This window comes from Streptomyces sp. NPDC015345 (genome assembly GCF_043078805.1).
Lineage (GTDB): Bacteria > Actinomycetota > Actinomycetes > Streptomycetales > Streptomycetaceae > Streptomyces.
In genome coordinates this window covers 682,677-708,972 of sequence record NZ_JBIBTX010000004.1, presented here as the reverse complement: position 1 = coordinate 708,972, position 26,296 = coordinate 682,677, and the positions used below count along the sequence as shown (strand labels likewise).

Below are 26,296 nucleotides of genomic sequence, written 5' to 3'. Positions count from 1 at the left end.
GCGGTCGGTGTGCCGTCGATGTGACGTCGGTGCACCTTAACGACGGGCACTAAAACGGTGCTTACCTCTCCTTAAACGGTGTCGGCCCAGGTGGTGCGCGCCTTGGCGGCGACAAGGAGACACGCCGGGGCCGTCACCGCCGAGAAGGTGACGACCGCTGTCAGCAGATCGGTGGCCGCGGCCAGGAAGCCGACGCCGATGACGGGCAGCCCGACGCCGAGGTAAGTGATCATGTAGAAGGCGGAGAGGACCTCCGCCCGGGACTCCTGTGGCGCCAGCTCGTTCACTCTGGCCAGTGACGCCCTGAACGTGATGCCTTGGCCCGCTCCCCCGCACGCGGCGGCGGCGAGGAGCAACCACAGCGAGCGGGTTCCCCCGGCGGCCGCCAGCATCACCAGGCCGGCGGTGAGCAGGAGCAGGCCGCTCGTCGGCCGGGCCGCGGTGCCGGCGCGGGCCAGCGCGTACTGGGTGCCGGCGGCGAACAGCAGGAACATGCCCCCGGCCGTGCCGGCCAGCAGGAGGTCGTGGCGGTGCAGGATCGCCGTGGCGTATGACGGGACCATGGCGAGGAACAGCGCGACGACGGCCCATCCGAGGACGCTCACCGTGGACGCGAGCGCGAAGCGCCGCCGCAGTGGGGCAGGTATGCGGGGCCGGTGGAAGCGCCAGAGGCCGGGGCGCGTCCGTCTGGGCAGCCGGGTGGCGGCCGCCGCCGCCACGGCGAGCAGCGCCAGTTCGACGAGGTAGGTGAGGCGCAGCGGTAGCGGCGCGTGCTGCCCGAGGAACCCGGCGAGAACCGGCCCGATGCCGCCGCCGCCCGTGATCATGGCGGAGGCGAGCAGGGACGCCCGCGCGTGGTCCCCCGACGGCTCCGTCTCCACCAGGGCGACGGTGAGCGCGCCGGAGGCCGCACCGACGGAGACGCCCTGCAAGGCCCGCGCGGTGAACAGCCAGGCGACGCCGTCGGCGAGGCAGAACAGCAGGGCGGCGACGGCCGCGAGCCCGATGGCGGGGCCGGCCACGCGGCGGTATCCGATGCCGTCGGTCAGCGCCCCGGCGAGCATGGCCGTGGGGACCAGGGTTCCCGCGTACACCGCGAAGACGAGGGTGACCACCAGCGGGGAGAACCCGAACTCGGCCTGATAGCGGGGGTACAGCGGGGTCGGCATGTTCGTGCCGACGGTCAGCACGAAGAGGATGTAGGCCGCAGCCGCGAAGGGAAGGCGACCACCGCGCCCGGGGTGGCCATGCCATGCCGCGGTCCGTGACCGTCCCGTGCGCCGGTGCCCGGTGGTGTTCACGAGGCGTACGCGGAGGACGGCGGCCGACTGTGGTCGTCCAGCCACGGTTCCCGGGCGAGGATCGCGCGGTGCAGATTCCGCAACCGATTGCAGGGCTCCATGCCCAGCTCGTCGTGGAGCGTGCCGCGGATGCGTTGGTAGGCCTCCAGACACTCGGGTATGCGCCCGCTGCGGTAGAGGGCGATCATCAGGCAGGCGTGTACGTTCTCCCACATGGGGTGTTCCTGCGCGAGACCGTAGAGTTCGCCGATGAGCTGGCTGTGGCGGCCCAGCCGGAGTTCCAGGGTGAGCCGCTGCTCGTGCAGGGCGTTTCGCCGCTCGTCCAGCTGCTGGGCATAGCCGTCCAGCGCGGGCGTGGTGCGCACGTCGGCGAGCGCCCTTCCCCGCCAGAGCGTCAACGACTGGGAGAGCAGCCGGGCGGCCTCCTGGGCCCGGTCGGCGTGGATGGCCTGCTGCGCCCTGGCCGCGCTGGATTCGAAGAGGGCGAGGTCGAGGCAGTGGCCGTCGAGCCGCATCCGGTAGCCCGACGATGTGGTGGTGATGAGGGTGGGGCTCCCGCCGGCCTGGGTGAACTGCCCGCGCAGCTTGGAGACATAGACCTGGAGTGCGGTGGCCGCGGTGCGGGGCGGCGTCCCGGCCCACAGGGCGCTGATGAGCCGTGCGGGGGAGATCACGTGGCCCGCGTGCATGCAGAACATGGCCAGGAGCGACCGGATTTTGAGCGCCTGCGGGGTGACTGTCTCGCCGGCGTCTGTCTCCACTTCTATCGGTCCCAGAATTCTAAACCTCATACGCCTTCCCGCTCCGTTTTCCAAGGCTATTTCTGTTCGGAGTATTGCGTCACTGCATGCAAGTGACATGAATCATGGATGGGAGCCCGAGGGGCGTCAAGCCCTTAAGAGTTGCATCAAGTCACCCGGCCGATTCATCCGGCGAGACGCCATATATGCAGCAGATGGAACGCCGCGTATGATCGAATCACGACTGACCTTTAAGTGCATCTATTGCATGACATCTCACCACATAACAGAGCGGAAATCGAGGAAGGCGTTCATGTGTAATCGCGGACCGGTTCGGAATCCGGACACTCCTACCCCTCAGTAGGTGAAATTCTCCCAAAGTGAAGCCGGGTGCCGGGTGCCGGGCCGGTCGTCACGAATGGCCCGGCGGTTCAGCGAGCCTTAGGCGAGCCTTTAGTCGAGCTTGCCTGCGTGCAGGCCTCCGCGGGTGGCGGGCGCACCGCCGCGCCCGCGTCCGGGTGCCGGGCACTTAGGGGAGATTTAGGTGGTTCTTCAGCGCGGAGTGGCAGGCTCGTACGGCGTATCCGGCGTACGAGCCAAGGGGTTTTATGCGGCATCTTGCCTTCTATTCTCCGAGTGACCCGAATCTCGAACTGACCCTCAAAGTACTCCTCGCCATACTTGCCATTCTCGCCGCATCCGCATGCTGCGGAAAACTGGCCCTCATGGTCAAGCAGCCGCGAGTTCTCGGTGAAATGATCGCCGGTGTTCTTCTCGGCCCCACTCTTCTGGGACTTCTGCTGCCGGACGTACAGAAGTCGCTCTTTCCCGCGGATGTGAAGCCGGTTCTCTATGTGCTGAGCACTATTGGGCTCACGTTGTACATGTTCCTGGTGGGGGCCGGACTCGACCACGGAAGGAAGAGTAATGGGAGCAGGGAAGCCGCGAAGGCCACGAGTGGCAAGGGCGTCGAACGGCAGGGGCGGCACGCGGTGCTGCTCGCCGTGTCGGGCATGGTTCCCTCACTCATGCTGGGCGCCGGAGCGGGCCTGTTGTGGTACTCGCAGCTCTCCAGGAATGACGTCTCCCGCATGGAGTTCGCCTTCTTCATCGGCGGCGCGCTGTCCCTCACGGCGTTCCCGATGCTCGCCCGCATCCTGTACGAACGAGGCCTGGAGAACTCGCCGTTGGGCAAGCTGACGCTGATCGCCGCCTCCATGGACGACGTGGCCGCCTGGTGCTTCCTTGCGGTGCTGTCCGCCGTACACGCCGGTTCGGGTCCCATGAGTGCGCTTCAGAGCATCCTGCTCGCGGGAGTCTTCACCGCCGTGATGCTCTTCGGGGTCGCGCGCCTGCTGCGCCCCCTCGGCGCCCGAGTGGCACAGACGAAGAGCTTCACACCCGGCCAGATGTACGTCGTGGCGTTCGTCGTGCTCGGGGCGGGCTGGTTCACGGACCGCATAGGTATCTACTCGGTTTTCGGCGGGTTCGTCGCCGGGCTCGCGATGCCGCGCGACGCCGCCTTCCGGAAGGCGCTGCACGGCAGAATGATGGACTTCGTCAGTGTCTTCCTGCTGCCGATCTTCTTCGCGTTCTCCGGACTCAACACCAAGCTCGGAAGCGTCACCGGGGGCGTCATGTTGCTCGCCCTCGGGTCCTTTCTGGCCGCCGGATTCATCGGGAAGTACGTCGGCTGCGGGCTCGCGATGCGGGCGGTGGGCTTCTCCTGGCGGGAGTCCTGGGCGGTGGGCGGTCTCATGAATGCCCGGGGCCTGATGATCCTGATCTTCATCAACATCGGCCTCAGCCAGCGCATCATCACCCAGGAGGTCTTCTCGATCCTGGTGCTCGTCGCGGTGGTGACCACGGCCGGAGCCATGCCGCTCTACCGGTGGGCCCTGCCGCCGAGGGCCGAAGCACGCCTCGCGCTTGGCGCCTCCGAAGCCGCGGGCCCACCGCCCCGGGACGACCAGACCGGACCGCGGGAGATGGCGGCTGACGCCTCCTGACAACGGCGGGGCACACGTGGCGGGTCACCGCTCGCGGGGAATTAAGTGACCCTTTGGGCGCTGATGCTTTCCTGGGGTGCCACAGTGCAGCGACCTGGGGAGAGACCTTGTCCGACGACATCACCGAGACCGGACCGCACACCACACGTGACACGGATCGCGGGCCGGACGGCCGGCCCCGCGCCCTGGTGACCGGGGCGGCCCGGGGGATCGGCCGGAGTATCGCCCTCAAGCTCGCCACGGAGGGGTACGACGTCATCGGCTGCTACCGGTCCGAGAGCAAGGAGGCGCGGGAAACCCAGGAGGAGGTCGAAGCCCTGGGTGTCCGCGCGCTGTTCACAGAGTGCGACGTGCGCGACCGCGACGCCGTCGAGGAGATGGTGGCCCGCGCCGAGGGCGAGCTGGGGCCCGTCACGGCGCTGGTGAACAACGCGGGCATCACCAGGAACGGCCCCATGCCCCTGCTGGCCGGTGAGGCGTGGGACGACGTCATCGACACCAACCTCACCGGCATGTGGAACGTGTGCCAATCGGTCCTGTACCGCTTCCTGAGGCGCAAGTCCGGCGCCTGCGTGAACATCTCCTCCATCGTCGCCCTGAGCGGCTTCGTCACCATGAGCAACTACGCCGCCAGCAAGGCGGGCATCATCGGCATGAGCAAGTCGCTCGCGCGGGAAGTCGCGGGCCATGGCGTCCGGGTCAACGTGGTCGCTCCCGGAATCACCGATACGCAGATGATGGAGGACATCCCCGTACCGATGCGGGAGAAGATGCTCGAGCGCATCCCGCTCAAGCGGTTCGGCCGCCCCGAGGACACCGCCGAACTGGTCGCCTACCTCCTTTCGGACCGCGCGGCGTACATCACCGGCCAGGTGATCCGGGTGGACGGCGGGGCGGCCCTGTGACGTGCTGACCGGAGGCGGAGGCATGTTGTCGCCCTGGTGTGGCGTGGCCGGGTTGTTGGTTAGGGTGCCAAGCAGCGGTCCGGTCACGGTCGCTGGAGGGCGGGTCGGAGACGACGGGGGGCTCGCGTTGGATCGCCTCGTCGGAGCGGGCTGCCGCAAGCCGGCCGGAGACGGTGGGCGTGTGAGTCGCCGGTCGGCGCCCGCGGTGCTGCCCCCCTCGCTGCGCGCGTGGCTCGCGTTGATCGGGGGCCTCGCCGCGTCGGCGGTCCTCGTGCTCGGCGTCCTGTACGCCGGCGACAGCGAGCCCGGCACGGTGGACGCGTGGATCTGGGCGGCGGTGCACGGTGTGCGGCCGCCGTGGCGGAACGTCGCTCTGGCCACGGACTTCCTGGGGGAACCCGCGGGCGCGGCGGCGCTGGTCGTGGTCGCCGTGGTGGGCTGCCTGCTGCTTCGGCGGCCTCGCGCGGCGGTGCTCGTCGTTGTCGGCCCCGGCACGGCCGTGGTGACGACGACGCTGCTCAAGTCGCTGGTGGGACGCACCATCCACGGCGGGCACCTGTCCTACCCGAGCGGGCACACCGCCTTCGTCACCGCGCTCACCCTCGCGGTGGCGTTGCTCGCGGCCGCCAGGCTCGGCCTCGGCAGGACGGCCGGCACGTCGCTCGTGTTCGCCTCGGCGCTGGTCGCCGGGGCCGCGATGGGCTGGGCACAGGTCGCCCTGGGCGCGCACTACCCGACCGACGCCCTAGGGGGCTGGTGCACCGCGCTTGCGGTGGTCCCGGCTACCGCGTGGCTGGTCGACGGGGTGGCCGACCGGTTGGACGACTGGTTGGACGACCGGCCGGACGACCGGACGGACAACGTCGGGCGGAACACGCGTCGCTGACGCCACGTATCCTCACACCAAGCGGCGGAATACCGGCTTCACCGGCCGCCCGGCCAGCCACGGCGTGGGGTCGCCGACGTCCAGCGCCTTCCGGTACACCGCGCACACCTGGGCCACCGCCTCGACCGTGCGGTCGACGTCGGCGTCGTCGAGCGCGCTGCTGACCACGAACGACGGGGCCAGCACCCCGCCCGCGAGGAGCCCCCGCAGGAACAGGGTGCGGTACCGCTGCGACGGCTGCCGGTTCTCGTCAAGGGTGGCGAAGACCAGGTTGCTGGCCCGGCCCCGGACGACGATGTGGTCGCCGACGCCCATGCCGGCCGCGGCGTCGCGGACACCGGCGGCCAGCCGCTCGCCGATGGCGTGCAGGCGCGCGGTGACGCCCTCCTCCGCGTAGGTGGTCTGCACGGCCATCGCGGCGGCCAGGGAGTGTGTCTCCGCGCCGTGCGTGGTGGACAGCAGGAACACCCGGTCGCCGGAGTGACGCAGCCCGCCCCGCTCCATCAGCTCGCGGCGCCCGGCCAGCGCGGAGACGGCGAAGCCGTTGCCCAGCGCCTTGCCGAACGTGGAGAGGTCGGGGACGACTCCGTACAGGCCCTGGGCGCCCGCCTCGGACCAGCGGAAGCCGGTGATCATCTCATCGAAGATCAGTACGCAGCCGTGCCGGTCGGCCAGCTCGCGCAGGCCCTGGAGGTATCCGGGTGGAGGTTCGGTGTGCCCGGCGGGTTCCAGGATCAGGCAGGCGACCTCGTCCCGGTACCGAGTGAGCAGTTCCTCCGTGGCCGCCAGGTCCCCGTACGGGAAGGCCACGGTCAGCTCGGTGGTCGCCGCCGGAATTCCGGCGGACATCGGCGTGGTGCCGATGAACCAGTCGTCGACGGAGAAGAAGGGGTGGTCGGCGCAGATGGCCACCCGGGGGCGCCCGGTGACGGCGCGGGCGAGGCGTACCGCCGCGGTGGTGGCGTCGGAGCCGTTCTTCGCGAACTTCACCATGTCGGCGGTGGGCACGGTGGCCAGGAAGCGTTCCGCGGCCTCGGCCTCGACGATGGACGGCCGGACGAAGTTGGTGCCGCGGTCGAGCTCCCGCCGCACCGCCTCCAGGACGCGCGGGTGGGCGTGGCCCAGGCTGACGGACCGCAGGCCGGAGCCGTACTCGATGTAGCGGTTGCCGTCGATGTCCCACACGTGGGCACCGTGGCCGTGGCTGATGACCGGGGCCAGGTTCTCGGGGTACTGGTCGTCGCCCTTGGCGTAGGTGTGCGCGCCTCCGGGGATCATCGCGTGCAGCCGCTCGTTCGCCCGTTGCGACCGGGGCAGGCGGAACTCTTCGGTGTCCACGCTGACTTCAGCTCTCCTTCTGCTGCCGCGACTGCTTCAGGACCTCGGCGAGGCTCGGCGCCTCGCGGTCCCACCGGGACATCAGTGCGGGCGGCAAGGGCCACGGAATGGCCAGTTCCGGGTCGTCGAAGGCGATCGTCACGTCTTCGGCCGGATCGTGCTCGCGGTCGATCCGGTACGAGGTGTCGGCGGTCTCGCTCAGCGCCTGGAAGCCGTGCGCGCACCCCGCCGGGACGTACAGGGTCGTCTGCGTCTCGCCGGACAGCTCGAAGAAGGCCCGGTCGCGGTATGTCGGCGAGTCCGGCCGCAGGTCCACGACGACGTCGAAGATCCTGCCGTACGAGCACCGCACCAGCTTGGCCTCGCCGCCGCCGGAGCGCAGGTGCAGGCCGCGCAGCACGCCCTGGACCGAGCGGGACACGCTGTCCTGGACGAAGGCGGCCGGGTCAAGGCCCACTGAGCGGACCACGTCGGCGTCGAAGGTGCGGCAGAAGAAGCCGCGTTCGTCGGCGTACGGGGTCGGTTCGAAGAGGAACGCGCCCGCGATCTGCGGGACTTCGGTCGCTTTCATGGAGCCTCCTGCCGGGTGGTGCCCTTGAACAGCGTCCTGGTCAAGGCGGTGAACTGGTGGTCCAGTTGCCGCGCGGCGTGCTTGTTCCGCTCGGCGAGGGTCCGCCGTAGCTCCGCCGATCGCTTCTCCAGCTCCCGGAACTGTTCGAGGAGCCGGTCGGCGTCGACGTCACGGGCCGGGTGGCAGTACGCGTCCAGACCCATCCCGGCCATGAGCGCGTCGCTCTTCGCCGCGTAACTCAGGGCGAGCGTCGGTGTGCCGACCTTCAGCGCGCAGACCAGGTTGTGGTACCGGGTGGCCACCACGGAGTCGGCCGCCGCCATCTCCTTCATCAGGTCGGCGAGCGAGGCCGGCTCGGCGGCGGTGACGAGCGGCGAGTCCACCGCGTCGAGGATCGTGGCGACCACCGGCGCGTCGCACGCGTCGCCGGTGGCCAGCCGGACGGGCCTGCCGTCCTCGACCAGCGCGCGGACGAACGCGGTCGTCCCTTCGAGGTAGCGCCGGTGGATCTCCTCGGCCCTGGCCCGGTCGTCGTCGCCTCCGTGGAAGTCCATGACACCGACGCAGACCGTGCCCGAGGGGGTGCCCGTGGGCGGTGTCGGCAGGGCGAAGGCGAGGTCCGGGTAGACCGCGTCGCGCGCGGTGTCCACGCCCATCGCCCGCAGCGCGTCGCGGGACAGGGTGTCCCGGTAGGACCGGTAGGCGGCGAGGCGTGCCGATCGGCGCACCAGGGCCCTGGTCAGCCGGTTGCCGATCGCGTCCGCGCCGACGCCGACCAGCGCGACCCGGGTGCCGAAGAGCCGGCCGGACGCGCAGAGCAGGAACAGCGAGTACGGGAAGCCCCACGGCCGCAGCGGCAGCGTGGCCTCCAGGACGCCCATGCCGGGCACGATCACCACGTCGTGCCCGCGCACCCAGGCGGCGGTGCGGAAGGCGTCGACGAGTTTGCCGAGCCCCTTCCCCGCGATCGCGCGCGCACGTGACGCCGTGCGGTACTCCCCCCGGTACCAGTGCAGCCGGGTCGCGGGGATCGCGTACCGTGCCGCGACGACCTCGGGTCCGCCGCACAGCGCGTCCACGACCGCCTCCGGGTGCTCGGCGCGCAGGTACCGGAGCACGGCTTCGAGCGACCCGTCGTTGCCGAGGTTGCCGGAGCCGAGCAGACCGAAGACCCCGACGCGGGCAGCGGTCACGCCTGCCTCCCCTCACGTCCGGCGACGAGGGCGTCGACGGAGACGGTGAGCCGGCCCGGGTCCACCGGGGCGCGGTCCTCGACCCGCTCGCCGGTGCCCGGCCGGACCCGGCTGGTCAGCCACGCGGCGAGGTGGCCGTAGCAGGCGCGCCGGTCGGCCGAGGACAGCGGCGCCCGCCGGATGGCCGAGGCGAAGCCCCCGACGTACTCGGCGAGCAGCCGGGGCGTGGGGTGCAGCGGGCCCGCCCTGCGTGGGTCCAGGTTGACGCACCGGGAGCGCTTGGAGGGGTTGGCCCGCTCGGCGCGGGTGGGGTGGTCGCGGCGGAAGTACAGCAGTTCCGGCACCTGGTGGAAGGGGCCGTGCAGGGTGATCTCGGCGACGAACGTGCGGTCCGCGTGGTGGTAGCTGTCGTGCGGTTTCACCCGGCGCAGCACCTCGGCCCGCATCACCCCGTAGAAGTCGTCGCCGCCGGGTTCGAACAGCAGGCTGCGGAAGCGGGCCGGGGCGTGCGGTGAGTCGGTGGCGAGCCCGTACTCGTACGGCACCTTCACCCGGCCGTCCTCGTCGATGACCGCCTGGCCGCTGTGCGCGAGGATCACGTCCGGCCGCTCGTCCAGCGCCTCGACGCAGCGCCGCAACAGGTCCCGGGCGTAGAGGTCGTCGTGTGAGGCCCACTTGAACAGCTCGCCGCGGCACTGGGTGAACACGTAGTTGTGGTTCGGCGCGGCGCCGATGTTGCGGGCCAGCCGGATGTAGCGGATACGGGAGTCCCGCGCGGCGTACTTGCGGCAGATGTCGCGGGTGCCGTCGGTCGAGGCGTTGTCGGTGACCACCAGCTCGAAGTTCTCGTAGGTCTGGCCGAGCAGGGCGTCGAACGCCTCGGCGAGGTACTCCTCGCCGTTGTACACGGGCAGGCCGATGCTCAGCCTGGGGTGGGCGGTCATGGTGTCCTCACTTCACGGATGGAGTTCTGGTGGCGCTCGCGCAGGGCGGACCGCAGCTGGAGCCACCACACGGCCGAGCCGCAGACGGTCGCGGCGGCGACGCCCCAGGCCGAGCCGACCGTGCCGGCCACGGCCGCCCCGCCGAGCCCGCCGCCGACATAGCAGGCGGAGGCGAACAGCTGGCCGCGCAGGCTGCGCCCGGCCGCGGCGAGCGCGCGCAGTCCGGCCGCCGCGCCGGTGCCGAGCCCTGCGAAGGCGACGCCGAGCGTGGCCGGCACGATGAGCTGCGAGGCGGAGCTCCAGACGTCGCCCAGTACGAGTTCGCCGGCCCGGTCCGGCACGAGGAGCAGCGCCGCGCCCCAGAGCAGCGCGGCGACTGCCTGCGCGCCGCCCAGCAGGAGGCAGAACGCGCCGAGGCGGTGCGGGGCCCGCCGCAGCACCCGTGCCGCCTCCGCGACGGTGACCAGCGAGAGGCCCATCAGCACGGCGAGGAACGGGCCGAGCAGGAGCTCGGCGCCCCGGACCGCACCGACCGCGCCGACCCCGGCGATGGCGCCGAGTCCGTACGCCCGCAGCTGGCTCGCGCCGCTGGTGGAGACGTTCTCGGCCAGGTACCGGTAGCCGAGGTCGCGGTGCTCGCGCAGCCACTCGCGCGCGCCGGTCAGGTGGGGCCGGATCCCGGACTGGAAGCAGCCGTACACCGCGGCCACGGCGGCGGACGCGCCCCAGGCGAGCACGAAAGCGGCGACGCTGCCCACGCGGGCGGCCACCACCATGGCCGGGACGAGCGCGACGCCCCACACGAGGTCGTTGACGAACGCCTTGCGCCCGGCGCCTGCGGCGAAGAACGAGTACCGCCAGGCGTCCTGGAGCAGCAGCCCCGGCAGCATGACGCCGAGGCCGGCGAACGCGGGGCCCACGCGGCCGCCGAGGGCGAGGCCGGTCACCAGGCATGCCGCGCCGATGGCGGCGCCGACACCGAGGGCGGCACCCGACGACCGGGCCACGGCGCCGCGCCAGGACGCGTCCGGCACTCCGCTGAAGCGCACCACGAGCGGATCGGTGGCCACGCCGCGGGAGACGCTGAGCACCACTCCGTACGTCACCCAGGCCAGGCTGAACACGCCGAACGCGGCAAGGCCGAGGGAGCGTGCCACGTAGATGCCCACCGCGAAGTTGGTCAGGCTGGAGGCCGCCTGGTCGGCCAGTCCCCAGGACAGCCTGCCGACCATGGCCCGCCTGGCGGTGGGCCGCGCCGTCTTCTGCCGCCCGGTGGCCATCGGCGTCATGCCTTGATCAGCCCGGCGTCGCGCAGGGCGCCGGCCGCGACGGCGACGGTGTCGAACGGCAGCCCGGCCCGCTCGGCCACGTCCAGCAGGCTGTGCGCGCCGTCGGAGAGGCTGAGCACCCAGAGCATGGCCAGCTGCGCCTGCTTCGTGTCGCTGCGGCCGCCGAGCGAGTCGTACAACCCACGCCTGCCGAGCTGTGGTTCGCCGTAGGGACTGAGGCTGAGGTACCGGCGGTTGCGGTCGAGGACGGCGAACGCCTCGCGGCAGACGGCGAGCGTGTCCGCCATCGCCGCCGGGGAGACGAAGTCGGGGTTGTCGGCCGAGGTGTGGTACTCGGGATAGCCCGCGTACGGCGTACGGCTGAGGGAGCCCACGCCGAGGTCGAACCCGGGCGAGCAGTACTGCCGCTCGTCGTAGCCGTACGGAGTGAACTGCCTTACCTCGTGGGGGCGTTCGGAGTCGGTGAGGACATGTCGCAGCACCCGGTCGATCTCCGCGTCGCCGCGCCTGCTCTGTTTGTACGTGAGTTGGCCCCGGTCGCCCGCGCAGGCCAGCACCAGGCCGTGCTTGACGCGGTCGATCCGCTCCTTGTTGCGGGCCAGCCAGGTGATCGCGCCGATGGTGCCGGGCGCGAAGATGAACCGGTAGGTGTAGTGCGGCGTCCGCTCCGCCAGCGCCCGCGCCAGATACGTCGCCACCGCGATCCCGGCGAGGTTGTCGTTGGCCAGCGACGGGTGGCAGACGTGGCAGGAGACGATCACCTCGTCGGGGACCTGCCCGGGGACCACGTGTTCGGCGTAGGTGAGGTGGCCGTCAGCGAGCGTGGAGTCGATACGTACCTCGTACTCGCCGTCCGGCAGCGCGTCCAGGGTCTCCTGGGCCAGGCAGAATCCCCACTCCGGCCGGTAGTAGCTGGTGCGGTAGGGCACCCAGGTGGGGTGGTCCGGCAGGGTGTACAGGTGTTCGCGCAGCTCGGCCAGTGGCAGGGTGCTCGACACCGGCACGCTGTAGCCGAGCACGTGCAGACTGGACGCGGCGAAGTCGACGACCCGTCTGCCGGAGGCGTCGGCGATGTACGCGTCGCGGATGTTCCACTCCTGCGGCACCGTCCAGTCGAGCACCTGGGTCCCGGTCGGCACCTCGTGGATCCGGAGCGGAATGTATTCGTCGACGATCTTCAGGGTGGCGCGCACACCGTCGCCGGTGATGCTGCGGCACAGCGGGTAGAGCCGCTCCACCAGCGCGTGCATCTCATCGCCGAAGTCGTCCGCGGTCACCGGCGCCACCGCAGCGTGTCGTCGACGGCGCCCGCGTCGGTTGCCGCGCGCAGCACGGCGAGCCGGGTGAAGCGCTGCTCGAAGTCCTCCCGGGTGAGCCCGTGTTCCCGGTAGGCGCCGGCGAGTTCGAGCGCGCCCCGCTTCACCGTCCAGGCGCAGTCGAAGCCGGGTATCGCGGCGCGGAACCGGGAGAAGTCCACGCGGTACGACCGCGGATCGGCACCGGTCTCCCCGGTGATCACCACCTTCGAAGCGGGCACCGCCTCGGCGACCTGCTCGGCGATCTCGGCGACGGTGACGTTGTTGATCTCGCTGCCGATGTTGAACGCCCTGTCGTGCACGGCGTCGCGCGGCGCGGTCAGCGCGGCCGCGAAGGCCCGTGCGATGTCGGCGGCGTGCACCAGCGGGCGCCAGGGGGTGCCGTCGGAGAGCACAAGCACCTCACCGGAGAGCAGCGCGTGCCCCACCAGGTTGTTCAGGACGATGTCGGCGCGCAGCCGGGGCGAGTAACCGAAGGCGGTGGCGTTACGCATGAAGACCGGGGTGAAGTCGTCGTCGGCCAGGGCGTGCAGGTCGTCCTCCACCCGCACCTTGGACTCGGCGTACGGCGTCACCGGGCGCAGCGGGGCGTCCTCGCCCACCAGGTCTCCCCCGCCGGCGGCGCCGTAGACCGAGCAGGTGGACGCGTACAGGAAGCGCCGCACCCCGGCGTCGCGGGCCAGCCGGGCCAGGCGTACGGAGGCGTGGTGGTTGATGTCGTAGGTGAGGTCGGGCGCCAGCGAGCCCAGGGGGTCGTTGGAGAGCGCGGCCAGATGAATCACGGCGTCCACCCCGGCCACGTGGTCGGCGGTGACGTCGCGCAGGTCCACCTGGTGCCCTTGCGGGTCGGCGGGCGGCGGGCCGAGGACGCAGTCGGCGAACAGGCCGGCATCGAGACCGACGACGTCGTGGCCGGCGGCCGTGAGAACCGGGGCCATCACCGTGCCCAGGTAGCCCTGATGGCCGGTCAGTAGTACGCGCAAGGTTCATTCCCCCAGGTCGGAAGTGCCCAGATCGAGCGTGAGCTTGGTGACGGCGAACGCCTCGGCGTAACGCGCGTGGCATTCGATGCCGCGGATCCGGGCCAGCCCGAGGAAGGCCTCCCGGTCGTACCAGGGCCGGTGCCGCTGCGAGGGATAGTGCTCCTGCAGCAGCCGCACCTTCCGTTCGGCGATCTCCGGCGACAGCGGCTGGTACGCCGCCGGGCGGCCGAGATCGCCGTCCCACTTGACGATCTCGTAGCCGAGTACGAGGTGGTCGCGGAACGCGGTGGGTATCAGCCGGGCCAGGCCGCGGTGGTCCTGGTGCGCGTCATCGGTGCGCGGGGCCAGGATCAGGTCCGGGTCGGTCTGCCCGCGCAGTTCCTCGACGGCGGCCTTGGCCTCGTCCCAGTGCACGGGCATGCGGCCGTCCGGCAGCTTGAGCACGGTGAGGCGCAGGTCGGCGTCCGGGCAGAAGGCGGCGAGCGCGGCCCGCTCCTCCTGCTCCCGCTCGCTGCCGCCGCCGGAGAGCACCAGCGCGTCGATACGTATGCCGGGATGCGCGAGGCAGAGCGTCAGCAGCGTGCCGCCGGCGCCGATGGCGATGTCGTCGCAGTGCGCGCCCACCGCGGCGATCCGGTGCAGGCGCCCCGTCCCGAGCGCGATCACGCGCTCACCACCGCGGTGTCCCGTTCCCACACGGCCCACGGGCGCTCGCCCCGGGCGTAGGCGGCGTCGAGCGCGGCCCGCTCCTTCACGGTGTCTGTCGGCTTCCAGAAGCCGCGGTGCTGGTGCGCCACCAGCCGTCCGCGCTTGGCCAGTTGGGCGCATCCGTCGGCGACCAGGTCCCCGTTCTCCGGGATGTGGTCGAAGACCTCCTGGCGGAGGACGAAGTAGCCGCCGTTCTCCCACAGCGGCAGGTCGCTCACGGCGGTGATGCCGCCCACCAGGCCGTCCTCGCCCAGCTCCACGCAGTGGAACGACGACTGCGGCGGCACCACCATCATCGACGCGCCGGCGTCACGCCGGGCGAACCGGTCGATCATCTGGGGCAGCGGGGCGTCGGTGAGCACGTCGGCGTAGTTGGCGAGGAACATCTCGTCGCCGTCCAAGTGGTGCCGCACCCGGCGCAGCCGCTCGCCGATCGGTGACTCGATGCCGGTCTGCGCGAACGTGATCGTCCAGTCCGAGATGTCGGTGGAGAGCAGTTCGGTCCGTCCGCCCCGCAGCACGAAGTCGTTGGACGTCGTCTCCTCGTAGTTGAGGAAGAAGTCCTTGATGTGGTGCGCCCCATAGCCGAGGCACAGGATGAACTCGGTATGCCCGAAGTGCGCGTAGTAGCGCATGACATGCCAGATCAGCGGTCGCGGGCCGACCATCGCCATCGGCTTGGGCGCTTCATCGTAGATGCCGGCGCCGCTGCGCATCCGCATCCCGTAACCGCCGCAGAACAGTACGACCTTCATGCCTCGACCTCGACAATGCTCAGTTCCGGGATGGGAAAGACGAGACGGCCGCCCCACTCGTGCACGAAGGACAGCTGCTCGGTCAGCTCGGCCCGCAGGTTCCACGGGAGGACGAGGACGTAGTCCGGTCTGTCGGTGGCGATCCGCTCGGGCGGCAGGATCGGGATGCGGGTGCCGGGGGTGAACCGGCCGTGCTTGTAGGGGTTGCGGTCGACCGTGTACGGGAGCAGGTCGGGCCGGATGCCGCAGTGGTTGAGCAGGGTGTTGCCCTTGCCCGGCGCGCCGTAGCCGACGACCGTCTCGCCGCGCTCGGCCGCCTCGACGAGGAACTTCAGGAGGTCCCTGCGCACCTTGGCGACCCGGGCGGAGAACTCGGTGTACCCCGACAGCTCCTGGAGCCCGGCGGCCTTCTCCCGGCTCAGCACGTCGGCCACCGCCGGGGACGGCTCGCCCGCCACCTCGGCCGGGCGGGCCCACAGCCGGATGGAGCCGCCGTGCGTGGGCAGCAACTCGACGTCGACGAGGGCGAGTCCGCCGCTCGCGAGCGCCCGGGTCGCGGAGGCGACCGTGTAGTACTGGAAGTGCTCGTGGTAGATCGTGTCGTACTGGTTCTCCTCGATCAGGGTCAGCAGGTGCTGCACCTCGATGGAGACCCAGCCGTCGTCGGCGACCAGGGCGCGCAGCCCCTCGGTGAACCCGACCACGTCGGGGATGTGCGCGTACACGTTGTTGGCCACGACCAGGTCCGCCAGGCCGTGCTCGGCGCGGACGGCCGAGCCGACGCCGGGGTCGAGGAACTCGGTGAGCGTGGGCACGTCCGCCTCCCGCGCCGCGGCGCCGACGTTCACCGACGGCTCGATGCCGAGGCAGCGGATCCCCCGGTCCACCATGTGCCTCAGCAGGTACCCGTCGTTGCTCGCGACCTCGACCACGAAGGCGTCGGGTCCGAGGGCGAGTCGCCGCACGGTATCGGCGACGAACGTGCGCGCGTGCTCCACCCAGGATGTGGAGTAGGAGGAGAAGTACGCGTACTCGCTGAACGTCTCCTCCGGCGTGATCAGCGGCGGGATCTGCGCGAGCCAGCAGTCGGTGCACACCCGCAGGTGCAGCGGGAACGCGGGCTCCGGTTGATCCAGTTGGTCCGCGGCGAGAAAGCTCTCACATGGTGGCGTCGCCCCAAGGTCGACGACGCTCGCCATCGCTTCCGAGCCGCAGAGTCGGCATCGTGTCATTTACTGCCCCCCATGGATTCCGTCCCCCTTGATTGCGTCCGCACCGCGATCACGGTGCGGTACTCCTCCACCAGGCGCTCAAGCCCGACGGCCGGGCTGAAGTGCTGCTCATAACGGCGCCGGGCCGCCTGGCCCATCTCCCGGCCCAGGGCCGGCTCGGCGGTGATCCGGCGTATGCGGGAGGCGAGCGAGGCGGAGTCGCCCGGCCGGTGCAGTAGGCCGCTCACCCCGTCCTCGACGAGTTCGACGAAGGCGCCGTGACCGGCGGCGACGGCCGGGACGCCGGCCGCCATCGCCTCCACGGCCACCAGGCCGAACGCCTCCAGCCACGTCGAGGGGGCCACCACGGCGACCGACCGCGCGATGGCCTGCCGGCACTGAGCCGTGTCGTACAGGCCGACGTACCGTACGTCGTCCCGGCCCGTCGCCCAGGCGCTCACCGCCCGCTCCAGTGGCCCCGCGCCGGCGATGACGAGCGGCACACCCACACCGCCGCTCGCCGCGATCTCGTCCCACGCGGCCATGAGCAGCCGCACGCCTTTGGCCTCCGCGAGCCGCCCGAGGTAGAGCAGGTGCTCGCCGGCGCCCGACCGGTGGATGTCCGGGTCGGGCACGAAGTTGTGCTTCACCGCGAGGCGTTCGGCCGGCATGCCGGCCCGCGCCAGGACGTCGCGTTGCGCCGCGGAGATGCAGAAGAACCGCTCCACGCCGGACCACCAGCGCCGCCGGTTGGCCGACAGGCTGACCGCGAGCGGCACCGTCGCGAGCCGGGAGCCGCGGTAGCAGCCGTGGCGGACGGCGGGCAGCGGCGCCGACCCGACGCACTCGGTGCACGGCCGCCCGTCCCGCTGCAATGTGCCGGGCGGGCAGATCTGGGTGTAGTTGTGCAGCGTGGCGACGGCGGGCACGCCCGCGTCGGCGCAGGCGGCGAGGACCGCGGGCGACAGGAGCGGGAAGACGTTGTGGACGTGGACCACATCCGGGCGCTCGGTGCGCAGCCGGGCGGCGAGTTCCGTGCGGACCGCCGGATTCCACGGCACGAGGAGCGGTACCGCGGCCTTGCCGAGCAGGGAGCGGGCGGCGATGGAGTCACTGCGCCGCTCGAAGACCTCGACCCGGTGGCCGGCCGCGCGCAGCAGCTCCACCTCCTGGTCGACGACCTTGTTCTCGCCGCTCGGCTGCGCCGAGGAGTAGCGGTTGTGCACCACGAGGACGTACATGTCCGCGTTCACCTCTCGTTCCTGGCCCATCGCGGGACGCGTCGTCGGGGGGCTTCGGGCGCCGCGGGAGGCACGGCCGCCGCAGGTGCAGCCAACAGGGAGGCGGCCACGGCCAGATGCAGCAGATACGGCGAGGCGTCACCGAGCCCGGCCTCGGTGTACGACGCGATCGCGCAGTAGCTGATCAGGAAGATCGCGCACGCCCTCGGCAGCGACGGCGGCCGCAGCAACGCGACACCGGCGAGGACGACGACGATCAGCGCCACGATGGCGGCGCCCGTCAGGCCCTGCTCGTGGTAGACGGCCAGCCAGCTGTTGTCGATCGGCAGGCCGCCGAAGGACTTGTCGCCCAGGCCCATGCCGAACAGCCGCTCCGAGGTCGTCCGGGGGGCTGCCAGCAGCGCGTCCCAGACCTTCTCGCGGCCGGTGAAGCTGGTGAAGTACTCCTGGCTCTGCCCGCGCAGGAACCACGCCCGCACCGCGGAGCCGAACCCCACCGCGGCCACGGCGGCGCACAGCACCGCCCAGGTGAAGAACCGGCGGGCGGCGGCGCTGGTCAGGACGAGGGAGCCGATCGCCGCCGCGAGCCCGATGAGCAGACCGAGTGTGGCCGTACGGGTATGGGTCAGCGCGAGCAGGACGAGTGAGGGGACGATGACGACCGCCGCGCCGCCCCGGTCCGTCCGGCGGCCGAGGACCAGCAGCACGGTGAGCCCGATGATCGCCGCGGCGTACTGGCCGATCTGCGGCGGGGTGAGCGGCCACAGGGCGCCGACGAGGCGTCCGCCGTAGAGCTCGGGCAGGGCGGCGCCAGGTGAGATGACCAGGCCGGCGGCGACCGAGCCGAGCACCGCGAAGTACATCCGGATGTGGTGCCGGACGAACGTCACGCTCCCGTCCCACCAGCGGCTGAGCAGCCACAGTGTGGCGACGAAGAGCGCCAGCCGGGCGCAGCGGAACAGCGCGCCGAACCCGGACTCAAGGCCCGCGCTGGAGATCACGCTCGGCACCAGCAGCAGGGTGAGCAGGAACAGGAAGGCGCCGGCCCGGATGCGCAGCCGGAGATTGACCGCGAGCGCCAGCGCGAACGCGGCGACCAGCGCGCCCATGGTGACCATCTGGATGAGGGAGCGGGGCAGCGGGACGATGGTCCTCGCCCCGGTGGAGCCGAGCGTGTTGAGGACGAGCAGCCCCCAGACCGCCCCGACCGTCTTCGGCGTGTGGTCCGCGCCCGGTATGTGGCGTGTGTTCATCTCAGCCACCGTCCCGTGCGCGGAAGGTGCTGCCCGCGTCCTGCCGGTACGGCGTGCTCTGCCACTGTCCGAAGTCGAGTACGCGGCTCGGGTCGTGGGCCACGAACCTCCATGGTCCGAGGTAGGTGTTGTCGTGCCAGCGGTTGTGCTGCTTGCGGGTGATCGCCTCGGCCACTCGCTCGCCCTGGTAGGGCGACCATTCCGGATAGGTGCCGTAGTTGGCGAGGACCGCCATGCGGTCGCACTTCGCCGCGCAGTCGACGACGGACTTGTCCAGCACGAAGCGGTTGTCGTGGATGTCCACCCGCTGGGTCTTCCACCGGCAGTCGCCGTAGAGCGGTGCGGTGGCGATCGCGGGCCGCGCACAGCGGTCGGTGTCCTTCACCAGCAGCGTGCAGTCACCGGACGAGGTGTTGGCGGGGCTGTTGCAGAACCGGTCCGCGTTCTCCCACAGGGTGATGCCGGACCAGTTGTTCTCCAGCAGGTTCCGGGAGATCTCGATCTTGTCCGTGCGGGCCCGGATCCGTGGTTCGCCGCCGGACTCGGACACGTAGACGGTCGCGAACGGAAAGTTGTCGCCGCGGTCGGCGTATCTGCGGCCCTCGACCCAGTTGTTCCGCCGGATCGTGTTCTTCCGGATGACCGCGTTGTAGCTGGTCTCGTAGATCAGCGCGGCACCGTCGTTGGTCTCCAGGACGTTGTCCTCGATGCGGAAGTCGTTGTTGTTGGTGTCCGCCCACAGTCCCGTTCCGCGGTTGTCGTGCACCCAGTTGCCGCGCACGTCGGCGCCGTCGACGGCCCAGAACTTGATGCCTCCGGTGCAGCCGCAGCCCTTGCGCCGCCGCTCCCAGTCGTCGGTGTTGTTGCCGACGATCTCGTTGCCCTCGACCACCAGGTCCCTGAGCCGGCCGGTCGCCTTGTACGCGTTCATGCCGTACTGGCCGTTGCCGCGCAGGCAGTTGGCGCGGACCCGCTGGCGGGCACCGGCCATCAGTCCGGCACCGGAGTTGTGCTGGATCGTCGCGTGTTCGATCACCCATCCGTCGGCCGAGTCGTGGTTGACCACGCCCTCGTCCGGCGGCGCCACAAAGCGCTGCACGGTCAGGTGGCGGATGGTGACGTCGCGGGCACTGCCGCCGAACGCGTACTGGTTGGCCTTCCGGCCGTCGAGCACCGCGCCCGGCGCTCCGAGGTAGCGGTTGCCCTTCTTGGGGACGACCTGGGCGTAGCGGTCCGGCTGGAGCCTGTGTCTGCCCGGCCGGAGCCAGAACGTGGTGTTCGGGGGGCTTTTCTTGGTCTTCGTGGCCAGGTCGCCGACCTTCGCGGGGTCGACGGTCACCGCGCCCGCGGGTGCCTTCGCCGGTCCGGCGGCCGGTTCGGCGCACACGCGGGCCACCGGCCGGGCCGCGGACGTCGAGGGTGCGGCGGCCGGCTTCTTCCGGGCGTCCGGAGTGCTCTCACAGCCGGCCGCCAGCAGGGCCAGCGCCGCCGCCGGGAGCACCCAGCTCCGCCACTTCCTCCCCACGAGTCCCCCTAGCCCCGGAATCCGAGCACGGTGGTGAACCCATCGGCGCCGTCGGTGAAGCCGGTGCCGACCAGCGTGGTGGCGGGTTCCTTGCGCCCGAAGCCGGCGGAGTACCAGCCGAGGGGCGGATCGCTCTCGCCGCGATGCGCCCGCCAGCGCAGCTGCTCGGGCAGGTCGAGCACCGCGGAGCGTTCCTCGCCGTCCCGGGTCCAGGTGAGCACGGCCCGCTCCCCCGCCAGGTCCGCGGTGATCGCCGGGCCGAGGTGGAACGCCAGGCGTACGGACCGGCCCGGGCCGCGCACCTCGTCGACGACCCTCAGCTCCCGGCTCGCGGCCGTCAGCTCCACCCGGCGGCGGTGCACCGAGGGGCGGTAGCCGTCGTGCTCGGCACACCAGCGGGCCACGTCACCGGATGTCTCGGCGACCAGGACGCGGCTGCGGGCGTGGCGGGTCCACAGGAACGGCCCGCCGGAGACGGACTGGTCGGCGCCGTCCAGTTGCAGGGTGTTGTGGCCGAGGGTCGACCGGAAGTACCGCCGCCATGCGGGCTCCCCGTGGTAGCAGTACGTGCCGGGTTCGGCGAGCACGTCGACCCCGTCGTGCCGGACCTCGAGCGACAGCGCGTCCGCGTGGGCGTGCGCGGCGATGGACAGGAAGCCGTGCGGACCGCCGTCGCAGCGGCACCAGATCTCCCCCGGGCCGCGCAGGATGGTCATGCCCGCGTCGGTGAAGTGACCTGGCCTGCTTGGGGGGCGGGTCACGGCCGGTGCGGTCCCGTTCTTCGCGTACGGCCGGATGAGCGCGGTCAGCAGCGGGGTGCGGACGTCGGTGGCGGTCACCGCCGGCCACCAGTCGAGCCGGCCGAACACGGCGTCCCCGGTGGCCAGCAGGGACGCCCAGCGGTCGGTGCCCGTGCCGTCCAGGACCAGACCGTGGCCGTCGTCCGCGTCCCCCTGGCGCGGCGGCCGTAATCGGCTGTCCACGACGGCCGCGAGGGCGTCGGTCATCCGCAGCAGCACCAGCCGGACGGAAGCGGGGACGGGCACGCCCGCGGCGTCCGCCTCGGCAAGCGCGGCCAGGCCGAGCTCCAGCACGAGGCCGTGATACTCGGTGGCCAGCTCGCGGTTGAGGCCCGACCCGAAGGTGTTGCTCTTCAGGTGCCGCTCCAGGGACCGCAGCGCGTCGGACCGCCAGCGCGGCGAGGCGGGGAACCACCCGAAGGCGCAGGCCGCGGCGAACTGCCCGGCGGCCTCGGCGATGACGTGGTTGTTCGCCGAGGAGCCCCGGCTGGGGAAGGCGGCCAGCCAGCGCTGGTGGTGCCAGATCTGGTGGCGCGCCACCGGGTTGTCCTCGAACAGTGCGGCCGCGCCCGGCCAGTCGTCGAGCAGGCGGCGGATCCACACCCAGGACAGCAGCCGGACCCCCAGCTCGATGCCGCTGATCCAGTGCGCTCCGCGCAGCGGCGCGTTCGACGCCCACCACGAGCGCAGGTGCTCGGCCACGCGCTCGGCGTACCGCTCGTTCCCGGTGACGGCGTAGGCGGCGGCGAGCACGGTGAGGTACTGATGCCTGGACAGCTCCCAGATCTGCTTGATGTCACCGGCCGCGTTCTCGTCGCGGTACGGCACGTCGAAGGCGTAGCCCCACGGGGCCCTGCGCCCGGTCTTGGGGTCGTACCACCAGTCCGGGTCGGCCAGGTCGTCGCGGTCCACGCCGAAGTACTCGACGTGCCCGGCCAGCAGCCGGTCCGCCTCGGCGACGAGACGTTTCGCGGCGTCCGGCGGGACCGTGGCGATCGTCCCGGCGGGCAGGACCGCGGTGAACCGGGCGCCGGTCACGCTCGGGCACTCCGGCCGCGCCGACCGCCACCGCCGCCTGCGCACCGCGTCACCCGCCCGGCCGCCGATCTCCCGCGGTCCCATCCGGGACAGCCGCCGCAGGTACCAGCCCGCGCTCGCCGAGCCCACCGTCATCGCGCCCTCGCCAGCGTCACCGGCGCGCCGCCGGCCAGGCCCGCCCGGACGGCGAGGGTCGCCGCCGTGGTGGCGACCAGCGACTCCAGCGGCACCGGCATCGGCCCGCCGGTCCGCACGGCCTTGACGAACGCGGCCAGCTCGGCGGACTGCCCCTTGTCCCGGGCCCTGGGCAGCCGTGAACTGACCCACCGCTTGCGGCGGCCACCGTGGACGGAGGCGCGGACGAAGTCGTCGAGCCTGAGCACCTTGCCGTCCGCGACGAGGTCCAGCGTCTCCTTGGGGAAGCCGGACGCGCCGCTGGTGACGTAACTGATGGTGGCCGTGGACCCGTCCGGGTAGCGCAGCACGACCTGGAGGTCTTCGTCGCCGGGCGGGGCGAGGGCGTACACGGAGACCGGGTCGGCCCCGAGCAGCCAGCTCGCCGTGTCGATGAAGTGCCCGCCTTCACCGGTGAACCGCGAGCCCTCGGCGCCCTGTCGGAGATACCAGCTGCCGTGGTCCAGCCGCCCGGCGTTGACCAGGTAGCGCAGGCTCGCCGGGCCGGTCCGGGCGCCGAACCGCTTGTGGGCCTCCTGCAGCAGCGGCGCGAACCGGCGGTTGAAGCCCACCTGGATCCGGTCGTTGCCGGACTCCTCCACCGCCGCGAGCACGCCGGTCAGCTCGTCCTCGGTGAGGGCCAGGGGCTTCTCCACGAACACCGTCTTGCCGGCGAGGAGGGCCCTTCGGGTCAGTTCGGCGTGCGAGCTGTGCCGGGTGACCACGAACACCGCGTCAATGGACTTGTCGCCGAGCACGGCGTCGAGGTCGGTGGTCGCCTCTGCGAAGCCGAACTTCCGCTTGGCATTGGCCGCGGACAGCGCCGTCGTGGTGACGACGGTCGACAGCGTGACGCCGTCGCGCCGGGCCAGGTGCGGCAGCAGCATCGACGTCGCGTAGTTCCCCGCGCCGACGAACGCGAGCCGTACCGGCGTCTTGGCGGCCCGGACCGGGGCGGGCACCACGCCGTTGCGCCGCACCTCGGGCACGGCCACGGCCGGGGCCTCGGCTTCCGCTGTGTTCTCGGCGTGGCCGGGGTAGCGGAACAGCACGGCCACCGCCTTCATTTCGCCGTCCTTCAGGCGCTGATACGTCTCGACGGCGTCGTCGAAGTCGGCGATGTGGGAGACCAGCGGCTCCACGTCGACGCGGCCGCGGGCGACGAGGTCGAGGAAGCACGCCAGGTTGCGGCGCTCGGTCCAGCGCACGTAGCCGATCGGGTAGTCGCGCCCCTCCAGCTCGTACTCCGGGTCGTAGCGTCCGGGGCCGTAGCTGCGGGAGAACCGGACGTCGAGCTCTTTCTCGTAGTACGCGTTCCAGGGCAGGTCCAGGCGGCACTTGCCGATGTCGACGACCCGGCCGCGGTCCCGGCAGAGCCGGGCGGCCAGCTCGACGGGCTGGTTGCTGCCGCCGCCGGCGGCCAGGTACACCTGGTCCACGCCGTGGCCGCCGGTGAGTTCGGCGACGGTGGCCTCCACGGCCGCGGAGGAGGGATCGCCGCAGGCCGCGGCGCCCAGCCGCTCGGCCAGTGCGCAGCGCTCCCGGTCGGGGTCGACGCCGACGACGCGGACTCCCGAGGCGGTCAGGAGCTGTACCACCAGCTGTCCGATCAGCCCGAGGCCGATGACCAGCGCCACGTCGCCGAGCTGTGACTCGCCGCGGCGGACGCCCTGCAACGCGATCGACCCGACGGTGCCGAAGGCCGCGTGCCGCGGCGCGAGACCATCGGGCACCCGGGCGTAGAGGTTCTTCGGCACCCAGTTCGACTCGGCGTGCAACGCGTGCTCATTGCCGGCGCAGGCCACGAGGTCGCCGACCTTCACGTCGTCGGTCCCGGCGCCGACCTGCTCGACCACCCCGCACAACGAGTAGCCGAGCGGCGTGTAGGAGTCCAGTTTGCCCATCACCTTGCGGTAGGTGGCGGGCACTCCGTTGGTGGCCACGCTCTGCACGACCTTGGCCACCTGGTCGGGCCGGGAGCGGGCCTTGCCCAGCATCGACATGCCGGCCTCGGACACCTTCATGAGCTCGGTCCCGGTGGATATCAGCGAGTAGGCGCTGCGCACCAGCACACCGCCCGGCTTGCACCCCGGCACCGGCACGTCGAGCACCGCCAGCTCGCCGCTCTTGTAGTTCTGTACGACCTGCTTCACCCGAACTCCTTCTGTTTCCACGTCTTTCAGGGCCCCGTCAGGGGGCGGTCCGGCCGGAGCCGGAGGTCGCGCCGCGGTACCAGTACTCGAGGGTCAGCACATGCCACAGATGCTTGGAGAAGTCCCGCCGGCCGGCCGCGTCCTCGGCGACCATCCGCGCCAGCGCGTCGCGGCGCAGGATTCCCGCGCCGACGAGCACGCCGTCGTGCACCACCTCACGGACCAGCGGTGCCAGATCCCGGCTCATCCAGGCGCGCAGCGGGGCGCTGAACAGGCCCTTGGGCCGGTAAACGATCTCCCGGGGCAGGACCGAGCCGGCCGCCTCCTTGAGGACGGCCTTGCCCTGCCGTCCGACGATCTTGCGGTCACCGGGCACGGCGAACGCCGCCTCGACCACCTCGACATCCACATACGGCACCCGCACCTCGGTCGACGCGGCCATGCTGGAGCGGTCCGTATAGGCGAGGTTCAGGCCCGGCAGGAACATCCGCGCGTCGCCCAGGCACATGCGGTTGACGAGGTCGTCGAGGTCGTTGTCGTGGTAGATGTCCGCATGCTCGGTCAGTACGTCCTCGACCGTCCCGGCGAGGTCCGGATCGATCAGTGCGAGCAGTTCCTCCCGGTCGTACATGGTGTAGCTGCGCCTAAAGGCGGTCTCCTCCGGCAGATCGGCGAAGGAAAGGAACCGCTTGGCGAAGCGCACCGACCGGTACCCCCGGCGGGCCGTGGCGACCGGCAGCCGGTCCACGGCCCTCGACAGGCCGCGCCGCAGGGGCCGCGGGACGCGCTGGTAGCGCAGCGCCAGCAGGTTGGCCAGGTGCTTGCGGTACCCGGCGAACAGCTCGTCGGCACCCATCCCCGAGAGCATCACCTTGATGCCGGCCTCGCGGGCGGCCGAGCAGATCAGGAAGGTGTTGATCGCGGCGGGGTCGCCGATCGGTTCGTCCAGGTGGTGCGTCATCCGCGGCAGTAGGTCGAGGACGTTCGGGGCGATCTCGATCTCGTGCAGGTCGACGCCGAACCGCTCGGCCACCTGCCGGGCGTAGCGCAGGTCGTCCGGCATCGCCTCGAACTTGGCGTCCTCGGCTCGGAACCCGATCGTGTACGCGGAGATCCCGGGCCGGTGGCGGGCCGCCAGCGCGGTCAGGTAGCTGGAGTCGAGACCACCGGAGAGGAAGGTCGCCACGGGTACGTCGGAGAGCAGATGCCGGCGGGTCGACTCCTCGACGACGGCGGCCAGGTCCGGCTGCTCGCCGCTGTGGGCCCGCTCCTGGCCTGCGGCGGCGACGTCCTTCAGGTGCCAGTACCGGCCGCGCTCCACGCGGCCGTCGGCCCGGCACCGGAGCCAGCTCCCGGGCGGCAGCTTCTCCGCCTCGCGGAACGCGCAGCGTGAGTCCGGCACCCAGTAGTAGAGCAGCGAGGCCACGAGCGCCGCGGGGTCCACCCGCAGCGATCCGCCGCTCACGGCGGCGAGCGCCTTGAGCTCGGAGGCGAACATCAGGCCCTCGCCGCGCCGCAGCAGGAACAGCGGCTTGACGCCGAGCTGGTCGCGGGCGAGCACCAGGTCGCCGGTCCGCTCGTCGAAGATCCCGAACGCGAACATGCCGCGCAGCCGGGGCAGGCAGTCGGTGCCCCAGCGCCGCCAGGCCTCGAGCAGCACCTCGGTGTCGGAGGTACCGCGGAAGCGCACCCCGGATGCGGCCAACTCGGCACGCAGCTCGGGGGCGTTGTACAGCTCGCCGTTGTACGTGAGAGCGAGGCCGCCGGAGACCATCGGCTGGGCGCCGGTCCCGGACAGGTCGATGATGGCCAATCGGCGGTGTCCGAGGTGCACTTCGCCGTCACCGGCGGCGTGGCCGTACCGGCCCGCCCCGTCCGGGCCGCGGTGGGCGAGGGTGTCCGTGAGCCGGTCGGTCACGGCCTTCCCGTCCGGCCACCGGTAAGTGCCTGCGATGCCACACAT

At 71.6% G+C, this 26,296-nt stretch carries 21 protein-coding genes; 3 read left to right on the top strand and 18 right to left on the bottom strand.

Translation table 11 applies throughout. From position 1 onward, the window contains the following. Positions 1 to 71 precede the first annotated feature (71 nt). Positions 72 to 1,346: an MFS transporter gene (locus ACF062_RS20315; protein WP_392139949.1), complete on the bottom strand. Its 1,275-nt coding sequence runs from the start codon at positions 1,344 to 1,346 to the stop codon at positions 72 to 74. Beyond that, the gene (locus tag ACF062_RS20310; protein ID WP_392139947.1) at positions 1,298 to 2,062 is read right to left on the bottom strand and encodes a BTAD domain-containing putative transcriptional regulator; all 765 of its coding nucleotides are present in this window, start codon (positions 2,060 to 2,062) and stop codon (positions 1,298 to 1,300) included. Before ACF062_RS20310 ends, ACF062_RS20315 begins: the two co-directional genes overlap by 49 nt. Positions 2,063 to 2,649: 587 nt before the next feature. Between ACF062_RS20310 and ACF062_RS20305 the strand changes: the two genes are divergently transcribed. From ACF062_RS20305 to ACF062_RS20295, 3 genes are all read left to right on the top strand, one after another. Continuing rightward, positions 2,650 to 4,050: a cation:proton antiporter gene (locus ACF062_RS20305; RefSeq protein WP_392139945.1), complete on the top strand. Its 1,401-nt coding sequence runs from the start codon at positions 2,650 to 2,652 to the stop codon at positions 4,048 to 4,050. A gap of 107 nt (positions 4,051 to 4,157) precedes the next feature. After that, positions 4,158 to 4,955: a 3-oxoacyl-ACP reductase FabG gene (gene fabG, locus ACF062_RS20300; protein WP_392139943.1), complete on the top strand. Its 798-nt coding sequence runs from the start codon at positions 4,158 to 4,160 to the stop codon at positions 4,953 to 4,955. A 181-nt stretch (positions 4,956 to 5,136) separates the two neighbouring features. After that, positions 5,137 to 5,841 carry a phosphatase PAP2 family protein gene (locus tag ACF062_RS20295; RefSeq protein ID WP_392139941.1) on the top strand — a complete coding sequence of 235 codons (705 nt, stop codon included), beginning with the start codon at positions 5,137 to 5,139 and terminating at the stop codon, positions 5,839 to 5,841. Positions 5,842 to 5,853: 12 nt separating this feature from the next. On the opposite strand, the gene ACF062_RS20290 is transcribed toward ACF062_RS20295, so the two are convergent. Genes ACF062_RS20290 through asnB form a run of 16 tightly spaced genes read right to left on the bottom strand, consistent with a single transcriptional unit; the run spans position 5,854 to position 26,296 of the window. Beyond that, positions 5,854 to 7,179 (bottom strand): glutamate-1-semialdehyde 2,1-aminomutase, encoded by a 1,326-nt coding sequence (locus ACF062_RS20290; protein ID WP_392139939.1) that lies wholly within the window; start codon positions 7,177 to 7,179, stop codon positions 5,854 to 5,856. A 7-nt stretch (positions 7,180 to 7,186) separates the two neighbouring features. Further along, positions 7,187 to 7,750 carry a dTDP-4-dehydrorhamnose 3,5-epimerase gene (gene rfbC, locus ACF062_RS20285; RefSeq protein ID WP_392139938.1) on the bottom strand — a complete coding sequence of 188 codons (564 nt, stop codon included), beginning with the start codon at positions 7,748 to 7,750 and terminating at the stop codon, positions 7,187 to 7,189. After that, positions 7,747 to 8,943 carry a polysaccharide pyruvyl transferase family protein gene (locus ACF062_RS20280; RefSeq protein ID WP_392139936.1) on the bottom strand — a complete coding sequence of 399 codons (1,197 nt, stop codon included), beginning with the start codon at positions 8,941 to 8,943 and terminating at the stop codon, positions 7,747 to 7,749. The genes rfbC and ACF062_RS20280 overlap by 4 nt, the downstream gene beginning before the upstream one ends. After that, on the bottom strand, positions 8,940 to 9,887 hold the full coding sequence (locus ACF062_RS20275; protein ID WP_392139934.1) for a glycosyltransferase family 2 protein: 948 nt from the start codon (positions 9,885 to 9,887) through the stop codon (positions 8,940 to 8,942). The genes ACF062_RS20280 and ACF062_RS20275 overlap by 4 nt, the downstream gene beginning before the upstream one ends. Next, positions 9,884 to 11,176 (bottom strand): hypothetical protein, encoded by a 1,293-nt coding sequence (locus tag ACF062_RS20270; RefSeq protein ID WP_392139932.1) that lies wholly within the window; start codon positions 11,174 to 11,176, stop codon positions 9,884 to 9,886. The genes ACF062_RS20275 and ACF062_RS20270 overlap by 4 nt, the downstream gene beginning before the upstream one ends. After that, a complete protein-coding gene (locus tag ACF062_RS20265) occupies positions 11,173 to 12,462 on the bottom strand; it encodes a DUF4910 domain-containing protein (RefSeq protein WP_392139930.1) in 1,290 nt (429 codons plus the stop codon). Before ACF062_RS20265 ends, ACF062_RS20270 begins: the two co-directional genes overlap by 4 nt. Next, on the bottom strand, positions 12,450 to 13,475 hold the full coding sequence (locus tag ACF062_RS20260; RefSeq protein ID WP_392139928.1) for an NAD-dependent epimerase/dehydratase family protein: 1,026 nt from the start codon (positions 13,473 to 13,475) through the stop codon (positions 12,450 to 12,452). Before ACF062_RS20260 ends, ACF062_RS20265 begins: the two co-directional genes overlap by 13 nt. A gap of 3 nt (positions 13,476 to 13,478) precedes the next feature. Next, entirely contained in the window at positions 13,479 to 14,141 is a 663-nt protein-coding gene (locus ACF062_RS20255) for a PIG-L deacetylase family protein (RefSeq protein WP_392139926.1), read from the bottom strand. Continuing rightward, positions 14,138 to 14,938: a glucose-1-phosphate cytidylyltransferase gene (locus ACF062_RS20250; RefSeq protein WP_392139924.1), complete on the bottom strand. Its 801-nt coding sequence runs from the start codon at positions 14,936 to 14,938 to the stop codon at positions 14,138 to 14,140. The genes ACF062_RS20255 and ACF062_RS20250 overlap by 4 nt, the downstream gene beginning before the upstream one ends. Next, positions 14,935 to 16,170, bottom strand: coding sequence for a class I SAM-dependent methyltransferase (locus ACF062_RS20245; protein ID WP_392139922.1), 1,236 nt, complete (start codon positions 16,168 to 16,170; stop codon positions 14,935 to 14,937). The genes ACF062_RS20250 and ACF062_RS20245 overlap by 4 nt, the downstream gene beginning before the upstream one ends. Continuing rightward, positions 16,167 to 17,390, bottom strand: coding sequence for a glycosyltransferase (locus tag ACF062_RS20240; protein WP_392140257.1), 1,224 nt, complete (start codon positions 17,388 to 17,390; stop codon positions 16,167 to 16,169). The genes ACF062_RS20245 and ACF062_RS20240 overlap by 4 nt, the downstream gene beginning before the upstream one ends. An 8-nt stretch (positions 17,391 to 17,398) precedes the next feature. Further along, entirely contained in the window at positions 17,399 to 18,643 is a 1,245-nt protein-coding gene (locus ACF062_RS20235; protein WP_392139920.1) for an O-antigen ligase domain-containing protein, read from the bottom strand. A gap of 1 nt (position 18,644) precedes the next feature. Next, a complete protein-coding gene (locus ACF062_RS20230) occupies positions 18,645 to 20,168 on the bottom strand; it encodes a right-handed parallel beta-helix repeat-containing protein (RefSeq protein WP_392139918.1) in 1,524 nt (507 codons plus the stop codon). An 8-nt stretch (positions 20,169 to 20,176) separates the two neighbouring features. Beyond that, positions 20,177 to 22,141 carry an alginate lyase family protein gene (locus tag ACF062_RS20225; protein ID WP_392139916.1) on the bottom strand — a complete coding sequence of 655 codons (1,965 nt, stop codon included), beginning with the start codon at positions 22,139 to 22,141 and terminating at the stop codon, positions 20,177 to 20,179. Continuing rightward, positions 22,138 to 24,333, bottom strand: coding sequence for a bi-domain-containing oxidoreductase (locus ACF062_RS20220; protein WP_392139915.1), 2,196 nt, complete (start codon positions 24,331 to 24,333; stop codon positions 22,138 to 22,140). The genes ACF062_RS20225 and ACF062_RS20220 overlap by 4 nt, the downstream gene beginning before the upstream one ends. A 37-nt stretch (positions 24,334 to 24,370) precedes the next feature. Then, the gene (gene asnB / locus ACF062_RS20215; protein ID WP_392139913.1) at positions 24,371 to 26,296 is read right to left on the bottom strand and encodes an asparagine synthase (glutamine-hydrolyzing); all 1,926 of its coding nucleotides are present in this window, start codon (positions 26,294 to 26,296) and stop codon (positions 24,371 to 24,373) included.

Bases quoted from the DNA above. Each gene is read 5' to 3' on its own strand.
- ACF062_RS20275 (WP_392139934.1), bottom strand. From the start codon at position 9,887: ATGACCGCCCACCCCAGGCTGAGCATCGGCCTGCCCGTGTACAACGGC.
- ACF062_RS20240 (WP_392140257.1), bottom strand. From the start codon at position 17,390: ATGTACGTCCTCGTGGTGCACAACCGCTACTCCTCGGCGCAGCCGAGC.
- ACF062_RS20250 (WP_392139924.1), bottom strand. From the start codon at position 14,938: ATGAAGGTCGTACTGTTCTGCGGCGGTTACGGGATGCGGATGCGCAGC.
- ACF062_RS20305 (WP_392139945.1), top strand. From the start codon at position 2,650: ATGCGGCATCTTGCCTTCTATTCTCCGAGTGACCCGAATCTCGAACTG.
- ACF062_RS20270 (WP_392139932.1), bottom strand. From the start codon at position 11,176: ATGACGCCGATGGCCACCGGGCGGCAGAAGACGGCGCGGCCCACCGCC.
- asnB (WP_392139913.1), bottom strand. From the start codon at position 26,296: ATGTGTGGCATCGCAGGCACTTACCGGTGGCCGGACGGGAAGGCCGTG.
- ACF062_RS20235 (WP_392139920.1), bottom strand. From the start codon at position 18,643: ATGAACACACGCCACATACCGGGCGCGGACCACACGCCGAAGACGGTC.
- ACF062_RS20225 (WP_392139916.1), bottom strand. From the start codon at position 22,141: ATGACGGTGGGCTCGGCGAGCGCGGGCTGGTACCTGCGGCGGCTGTCC.
- rfbC (WP_392139938.1), bottom strand. From the start codon at position 7,750: ATGAAAGCGACCGAAGTCCCGCAGATCGCGGGCGCGTTCCTCTTCGAA.
- ACF062_RS20245 (WP_392139922.1), bottom strand. From the start codon at position 16,170: ATGACACGATGCCGACTCTGCGGCTCGGAAGCGATGGCGAGCGTCGTC.